Raw genomic sequence first — 1,280 nt, 5'->3', positions numbered from 1 at the left:
CCAGCGCCGCCGCGGCCGTGCGGGTGCGGCGGCCACCGCGACCAGCCCAGCGCCGACCACAGCGCGGTCGCCCACCCGCGGGGCCGCCGCACCCGCACGGCCGCGACGGCGCCCGCGCCCAGCGCCGCCGCGGCTGCCGTGGGCGTCCACACCGACGCCAGGTACAGCGGGTCGGTGCCGGGGGAGGAGGGGGAGTCCCCGCCCGCGAGCATGTGGGCCAGCCCGAAGGCGACCGCCTGGATTCCGTTGTCGCGCAGCATGTCGTAGGTGTTCTGGAGGACCACCACCGCCCTCCCGCGTTCGGGCAGCACCACCACGATCGCCGCGTACCCCGGGGTCGAACCGCCGTGGAAGACGATCGGCTCACCCAGGTCGGACAGGGCGGTGTCGCGCCATCCCAGGCCGTACTCCTGCGCCGAACCGGGGACCGGGACCAGCCCCGTGCGGGCCTCCTCCAGTGCGGCGGCGTCCAGCACGGGCGGCTCCGCCGCCACCTGCGCCCGCGCGAACGCGGCCAGGTCGGTGACGTCCCCGCCCAGGTAGCCGTAGGCGGCTCCCTCGTCGTCCACACCGTCGGCGTCGGCCACCGGCACGCCCCACAGCGTGCGGTGCCCCGGGCTCAGCCCGGCCTCCCGCGCCTGGGCCGCGCTGGCGAAGACGCCGTCCATCCCCGTCGGTTCCAGGACGCTCTCGCGCAGGTACCCGTGGAAGTCGCCGGTCACCTCCTCCATGACGGCGCCCAGCACGAGGTAGTTCGCGCTGCTGTACTCGTGCGTGCCCGGGGTCCCCGGCTCCGAGGCGGCGACGCGCGCCATCCGCGCGTCCAGGTCCGGGGCCCCCTCGCCGTAGAGGTCGCTGGTGGCTGCGGCGGTGCGCCCGGTGAGCCCCGAGGTCTGAGTGAGCAGGTCGCGCACGGTGGGGTCGGCGCCGAACTCCGCGAAGACCGGCAGGTACTCCTCGACCGGGGCGTCCAGGTCCAGACGCCCCTCCCCGGCAAGGACCAGTGCGGCGGTGGCGGTCACGGGCTTGGCCACCGACCCCCACAGGAACGGGGTGTGCTCGTCCACCGGGGCGCCGTCGCCGTCCACGCCGAAGGTCCCCCGGTGCTCGACGCCCCCGGGGCCGACCACGGCGTAGGCCAGTCCGGGGGTGTTGGTGGCGGCCATGCGTTCCTGGACGTAGGCGTCCATCGCGGCGGGGTCATTGGGAGCCGCGTCGTCCGGTGGGGCTGTGACCACGGGGGACAGGGCGAGCAGCAGGGCGAGGGGGACGTGGGTGAG

General features: G+C 76.1%; 1 protein-coding gene. It reads right to left on the bottom strand.

Annotation, left to right across the window (positions count from 1 at the left end; genetic code table 11):
- The coding region (locus DQW06_RS12035) for a serine hydrolase domain-containing protein (RefSeq protein ID WP_370449069.1) at positions 1 to 1,280 on the bottom strand (1,280 nt) is incomplete at both ends.

The sequence above is a fragment of the Nocardiopsis sp. TNDT3 genome, assembly GCF_003427465.1.
Taxonomy (GTDB): domain Bacteria; phylum Actinomycetota; class Actinomycetes; order Streptosporangiales; family Streptosporangiaceae; genus Nocardiopsis; species Nocardiopsis dassonvillei.
Note: the sequence above shows the minus strand (reverse complement) of the source record. Positions and strands in the feature narration are given on the sequence as shown.